The 6,873-nt window shown below is 68.3% G+C and carries 4 protein-coding genes; 1 reads left to right on the top strand and 3 read right to left on the bottom strand.

What is annotated here, in order from left to right; genetic code table 11:
* From FHS47_RS19620 to FHS47_RS16885, 3 genes are all read right to left on the bottom strand, one after another.
* Nucleotides 1-2,871, bottom strand: a 2,871-nt coding sequence (locus FHS47_RS19620) for an ESPR-type extended signal peptide-containing protein (protein ID WP_208382102.1), incomplete at its 3' end; no start/stop codon positions are given.
* 215 nt (nucleotides 2,872-3,086) lie between these two features.
* Nucleotides 3,087-5,051 (bottom strand): PA domain-containing protein, encoded by a 1,965-nt coding sequence (locus FHS47_RS16890; RefSeq protein ID WP_167030848.1) that lies wholly within the window; start codon nucleotides 5,049-5,051, stop codon nucleotides 3,087-3,089.
* Entirely contained in the window at nucleotides 5,048-5,497 is a 450-nt protein-coding gene (locus FHS47_RS16885) for a hypothetical protein (protein WP_167030845.1), read from the bottom strand. Before FHS47_RS16885 ends, FHS47_RS16890 begins: the two co-directional genes overlap by 4 nt.
* Nucleotides 5,498-6,078: 581 nt before the next feature.
* Here FHS47_RS16885 and FHS47_RS16880 point away from each other — a divergent pair.
* Nucleotides 6,079-6,870 carry a TatD family hydrolase gene (locus FHS47_RS16880; protein WP_167030842.1) on the top strand — a complete coding sequence of 264 codons (792 nt, stop codon included), beginning with the start codon at nucleotides 6,079-6,081 and terminating at the stop codon, nucleotides 6,868-6,870.
* The last annotated feature ends 3 nt before the right edge of the window (nucleotides 6,871-6,873 follow it).

Genomic DNA, 6,873 nt, shown 5'->3' with positions numbered 1-6,873 from the left:
CGCCTGTGCACCCGCACCGTACGCGGCACTGTTCTGACCGGTGGCCACTGCACCGTAACCCGTCGCCGTCGATTGCTGGCCTGCCGCCACCGCACCACTACCGGTCGCTGTGGCACCGTCCGCGCCCGCGAACGCGCCCGAACCGGACGCGGTCGCGTACTGCCCGGTTGCCAGCGCATCGTCGGAGCCATCGTTCAGGCCATTCGCCTTGAAGTAATGGCTTGCGTCACTGACGCTACCCGCCACCGCATCCAGCTGACCCTTGTTCACCGCATCGGTGGTTTCCGTGCCGGCGGCGACATTCGTGATCTGACGCTCCGCGCCCACGTCGCCCACCGACACCGTGTTCGCGCGGTCGGCGTACGAACCCGCGCCGAGCGCCACGGCGTTGTCGGCCACTGCCCAGGCGTTCGCACCCAGCGCCGTGGCGTTGTCGCCCAGCGCCCAGCTGCCCGCGCCCAGCGCCACCGCGTTCGCGCTTTCCAGACCGAACAGACCGAAGCCCGTTTCCGCACCGGCACCAATGGCAACGCTCGCCACGCCCGACGCACTCGACGCCGTACCCAGCGCGGTCGACCCGTCGCTGTAAGCGGCCGCACCCGCACCGGCCGCCGTCGACTGCACGCCGTTGGCCAGCGACTGCGTACCGATTGCCGTGGACAGATCGCCGATGGCATTCGCCACCGCACCGACCGCGGCAGCCTGTGCACCGGAGGCATACGCACCCACACCCGTCGCCGTCGCGGCGAAACCGCTGGCATTGGCGCTCGCACCGACCGCCGTGCCACCCACGCCCGCACTGGTCGCTGCCGTATCCACCGGCACGCCGCCGTTGGTGATCAGCGGATTGCCGTCTTCGTCCACCGCGTTGCCGCCGACCGCGACACTGCCCGGGCCATCGGCCTGCGCACCCGCACCGTAGGCGGCGCTGTTCTGGCCGGTCGCTACCGCGCCGTAACCCGTGGCCGTCGATTGCTGCCCTGTCGCCACCGCGCCGCTGCCGACGGCGCTGGCACCTTGGGCGCCCGCGAAAGCCCCCTGGCCCGCGGCTGTCGTGTAATCGCCGCTGGCGAGGCTGCCCGCACCAAAAGCGGACGCGCCCGAACCGGTCGCGATGGCACCGTGTCCGTTCGCCGTCGACTCGTCGCCATACACGGCGCTGCCGGCACCGGTCGCGGTCGATCCGCTGCCGACGATCTCGGTGTTTGCACCCACCGCCGTGCTGTCGTCGCCGTCGATGTTCGTGGCGCTGCCCAGGCCGGTGGCGTTGTCGCCCCAGACGAACGCATTCGAACCGTAGGCCGAGGCGTTCTCGCCCCAGACGAACGAACTGGTGCCGACGGTGGTGGTCAGCCCGCCGATGGCGGCGCTGCGGTAACCCACCGCCACCGCGCCGACGTCGAGCGCGCCCGCCACCGCGCCGACGGCGGTGGCATTGAGATGGTCGGCCGTGCTCGACCAGCCGAGCGCCGTCGTGTAATCGGCCGTGCCCCAGGCGCCGTTGCCGAAGGCCGCCGATCCCACGCCAGTGGCCATCGTCGGAATGAAGCCGCCATAAGCGGTACCGCCCACCGCCACGCTTTCCTCGCCGGTTGCCTGCGAGGTTTCGCCGACGGCGACGCTGCTGATACCCGTGGCCGCGCTTTGCGTACCGACCGCGGTCGAGTAGTCGCCGATCGCATTGGCGACCGCGCCGAACGCCGCCGACTGCGCACCGGAGGCATACGCGCCCACACCCGTCGCCGTCGCGGCGAAGCCGCTCGCATTGGCGCTGGCACCGACGGCGGTGCCGCCGACGCCCGCGCTCGTCGCCGCGGTATCCACCGGCACACCGGCGTTGGTGATCAGCGGATTGCCGTCTTCGTCCACCGCATTGCCACCGACCGCGACACTGCCCGGGCCATCGGCCTGCGCACCCGCACCGTAGGCGGCGCTGTTCTGCCCCGTCGCTACCGCGCCATAACCCGTCGCCGTCGACTGCTGGCCCGTGGCGACCGCACCGCTGCCGGTGGCGGTGGCGCCGGTGGCGCCCGCGAAAGCGCCGGAACCCGAAGCCGTCGCATATTGGCCCGTGGCCATAGCGTCGTCGCTACCGTCGCCCAAGCCGTTCGCCTTGAAATAATGCGCGGCGTCGCTGACGCTGTCGGCCAGTGCATCCACGTTCTGCGACACGCCGTCCACGGTCTGCGTCAACGCGTCCACGCGCGTGGAGACACCGGTGACCGAGGTCGACACCTTGTCGAGCTGGCGCTTGTTCACCGCATCGTTCGCCTGCGTGCCGTCGGCGACGTGCACGAGCTGGCGATCTTCGTTGACCTTGCCGATAGACACCGTGTTGGCGCGATCCGCGATCGAATTGTCGCCGAGCGCCACGGAATTCTTCGCGGTAGCACGCGCATCCGTGCCGATGGCGGTGCTGGCCGAGCCGCTGGCGTACGCGGATTCACCTATCGCAACGGCACTGATGCCGATGGCGCGGGATGCCTGGCCCACCGCCGTGGACCAGAGACCGAGCGACTGGGCGTCATTGCCGACGGCCACGCTGTAGGCTCCGTCGCTACGCGCTTTCGTGCCAACCGCCGAACTGTAGTCCCCCTCGGCCTTTGCCCCGGTACCGCAGGCGAACGCGTCGGTGCCCTTTGCCACCGGGGCCTTGCCTTGCAAACCAAGCAGGTAGCCGCCGCATACGTTGCCTGCCTGTGCGGGCGTGCTGCCCAGCGCCAGCGCCATGCCGGCAGCCAGTGGCAGCGCAGCCATGGCGGCGCGCAGGCGTCGGGAGGAGGCGCCCTTGCCATGGGCCTTTGCCAGTTCCGAGGCAACGACGAGCATGCCGAGCGATGTATTCCAGACCTTGCTGTAGATGGTGTTCACGTCAACCTTCCTCCCAGATGTCCGCTTGTGAGCGATCGATGCGCGGGCGCGCGAACGCGCGGCCCATCGCCAGTCCGTCGCTTGCCGCGGCGGACGATGTGTCCTGTGATTGATGACCCCTGGCACCGGATCCGCCGAACGCAGCCCGCCATTCTGCGGACCGGTGCGCATTCCCCACGAAGGAAAAGGCCCCGGCGAACCGGGGCCTCTTGCCGTCACTGCGTGTAGGCGCCCAGCACCGTCACGCCGGAGTACGCCTTGACTCCCTTCACGGTGAGCGTCCAGGTTCCCGCCGCGGGTTTGCCGGCGGTGAACATCTCGCTGTTGCCCGGACGATTCGGCTGGTCCTTCACCTTGCCGCTCGGATCGGTGACCGAGATCGAGACGTCGCCCGAACCGCCGTAGGTGCGCAGGTTCAGCGTCTTCGCACCGGCAGGCACCGCGAGCGTGTACACCGTGCTCGCACCCGCCGCGCCCTTCTGGTTGGCCAGCGGCTGGTTGTTGTTGAGCGCGATGCCCGGAGGTGCAGGCGGCGGACCCCACTCGTCGTACTGCGCCTGGGTCTGGGCATCGGTGAGGCACGCGTTCAGGCTGCTTGCCTGGTCGGCCGTGATGAGCTCATCGGCCGCGAGCTGCGCGGCGTAAGCCGTCACGCCCGCACGATAGGCGCCCACATCGTCCGCATTGCCGGCGATGATCTTCGCGTTGGCAATGACGTTGGCGCCGATGACCATGCCGCCCGGGACCAGCTTCGGAATGCCCGTGTCGCACTGGAGCAGGAACTGGTTGCCGCGGTCGATACCCCAGCCGATGTCCTGGAACAGCGCGGGCGTGAGGTCGAGGTCGATCTCGCCACGGAGGTCCTGGTTGATCGCGTATTCCATGATCGCGTTCGGCGTCAGGCGCGTGTCGTAATGCGAGAACGACGAGCCCGGCGACAGCTGCGCCGGCGCGTAGATGAGCACACCGTCCGCGTTCGTGCCGGAAAGGCCCGTGCCCTTCGCCACCGTGCCGGTCAGGCCGGTGAGGTTCGCCTTGAGCGTGTTGCCGTCCGTCTGGCTCACCAGGATCACCGGAATGTTGACCGGCGAGGCGGGCGTGCCACCGGGCGTGACCGCCGCGGGCTGATTGTTGGCAAGCAGCACCGCGCTGGCACCGGCCGCCTGGGCGTTGAGGGCCTTCACCGTGAAGTCGCAGCTGCCGCGATCGATGAGCGCGACCTTGCCGGCGATTTCCGCTGCGTTGGTGATGGCGGCGCAACCGTCGTTCGGCGTGGCGCGAGCCACGCTGCCCGAGAAATTGGCCGAGGTAGCGGTCGGGCCGAACGAGGCCTGCGCATACTCGTAATCGCCGGCGGCCGCGGCGGGTGCCGACACGCGGTACACGTTGGGCTGGCTCAGGGCGAGCGGCGCCTCGGCGACCACGGTCGGGCCCGAGAACGCGAGGTGCCCGTCGTCGAGTGCGGCAGAGACGCGCTGCGCAGCGGTCAGGTCATCCCAGAAGGTGCCGTTGTGCTTGACGAAGGTACCGTAGATGTCGGGATGCGAATCCGCGCCGCCCGGGAAGTCCTCGCCCGTGCTCAGGTCCGTGAGGCCGAGGAAGCCAAGGCCATGGCCCATCTCGTGCAGCACCACGTTGAGGAAATCGATCTGCCCGGCAGGTACCTGGTGGTCGAGGCCCATGTACCACTTCGAGCCTTCGATACAACCCGGCGAACCCAGCGCACCGTTGAACTGGCTCTGGATGTCCGCCTGACCCGGATCGAGATCTTCGCCCGCAAGGGCGTCGGCCGTCGGGCCCGCATACCACGTGTCAGCCTTGGCGCCCGCCGGGAGGTTGGCGGCGTCGAACGTGAACACGGAAAGGGGACCGGACGAACCGAGGACGCCGCCCGTGGCGTCGCATTCCAACGGCTCGAAGGTGGCGTTGTTGACGATCGTGACGTTGCTCTTCAGGTAAGCGCCGTGAATGTCGGCGGCGAACTGGAAGACATTGAGCGCCTGCTGTCCGAAGGTGGTGCCCGGGTTGCCGCCGATGGGCGTGGCGGGCGTGTGGTCGTCGAGACCCTGGCCGGTACCGACGTCCTGGTTGACGATCTTGATCTCGGCGGCGGTGGCGCTCACGGCACCGCACAGTCCGGCTGCGAGAAGGGCTGAGTAGAGAAGGCCGCGACGGATCATCGGGTTGCCTCCGGAGCCTTGGGCGCAGGCTGCGCGCCGTGGTCGTCATGGTGGATGGAGAGGGAGCCGTCAGCCTCGCGCGTGGCGACCACGCTGGTCATGCGCTCAAGCGGCAGCCGCATGCCGGTGGCCTTCGCGCCGTTGTGCAGCGTGATCTTGCGGGCGGTCTTCACCGCCTCGGCGTTGGTGCGCGGCTGGCCGGTGAGTGCCGATACGCGGCTCTGCCGCAGTTGCGCACCCTTGGCATACGCGGCCTGCTCGGCGGCGGTCGGCGCACGCAGCTTGCCCGTTGCCGGATCGATGGCGACGACCTGCAGGCTCTGCCCGGTCGTGGCCTTCGGTGTGGCCTGGGTGGACGGCGTTTCGGCGGCGTAGGCCGCTCCCGCCACCGTGAACATGCCCGTCAGCACGAGACCCAAGGCCTGTGCCAGTGTTCGTGAAGTCATTACCAGTACCTCCCTAGTGCGGCGCCGGGACCCCTCCCTGCACGCCCACCGGCGAAGACCCCCTCGCCGGCGTAAACACTCGAGGATTCGACGTTCCCCTCAACGCCAACCCAAATCCTGCCCGTCGCGCCAGGCGCGACGGCGACGATTCATGACGTGGAAAGGCCCATCGGACCGGTGACATCGGGCACGTTGCCCTGGATGGACGAAGCCTTGGCAGGCTCCGCGTCGGAACGGTTTACCATCTGCACTACCCCTTGCCCCGTGGTATTGCCGTAGACGGCCAACGCCGTCTTCCCTTTTGGTGTCCTGGCGGACATCCCCTGCCGAAAAAGGTTGGTCTTGCGATCCCTCCAACCCTGTCCCGCGCGTCGTCTTACTGACGGCGGTCTCTGGAACGTAGCAGCAAGAAAAAGCGAACGTCAATATTTTGACGCGCATTTTCCGATCATCCTTCCGGCCTATGCTGAAACCCCGGCGAAAGTTCGTTCGGACGTCTATATCTGTTCCAATTCATAATCTTGCATGGCAATAACGCGCTTTTGCGCCGTGCAACCCCATTCGTCAACGCGAAAGAAAACATGGACTTGATCGACATCGGTGCCAATCTCACCCACGAATCCTTCCGTCAAGATCTTGACGATGTGCTGGCACGCGCCAGCGCGCATGGCGTCGGCCGGATGGTGGTGACCGGCGCATCCCGCGAGGGCAGCGTGCACGCGCTGGAGCTGGCACGCGCCAGCGGCGGGCGGCTGTTCGCCACCGCTGGCGTCCATCCCCACCACGCCGTGGACTACGACAGGCACACCGATGCCCTGCTGCGCGAACTGGCGCGCGAGCCGGAGGTCCGGGCCGTGGGAGAAACCGGGCTCGACTACAACCGCAATTACTCGCCGCGCGACGTGCAGCGGGAGGTATTCGAGCGCCAGCTGGAGATCGCGGCGGAGGTCGGCAAGCCGCTGTTCCTCCACCAGCGCGACGCGCACCACGACTTCCTAGCCATCCTGAAGCGCTATCGCGACCGCGTTCCTGCGGCGGTGGTGCACTGCTTCACGGACAGCGCCGAGGCGCTGCGCGACTACCTCGACCTCGATTGCCACATCGGCATCACCGGATGGATCTGCGACGAACGCCGCGGCGCGCACCTGCGCGAACTGGTGCGCACCATTCCGGCGAACCGCCTGATGCTGGAAACGGACGCCCCGTACCTGCTCCCGCGCACGATCCGTCCGATGCCCAAGGACCGCCGCAACGAACCGATGTACCTCGCGCACATCCGCAACGAGGTGGCGAAGGACCGTGGCGAAACGCGCGAGGCCCTGACCGAGTCGACCACGCGCACGGCGGAAGCATTCTTCGGCCTTCCGGCCTGAGCC

It is taken from the genome of Luteibacter sp. SG786, assembly GCF_011759605.1.
Lineage (GTDB): Bacteria > Pseudomonadota > Gammaproteobacteria > Xanthomonadales > Rhodanobacteraceae > Luteibacter.
The sequence above is the reverse complement of the archived record's forward strand: the minus strand, read 5'-3'. Positions and strand labels throughout refer to the sequence as shown.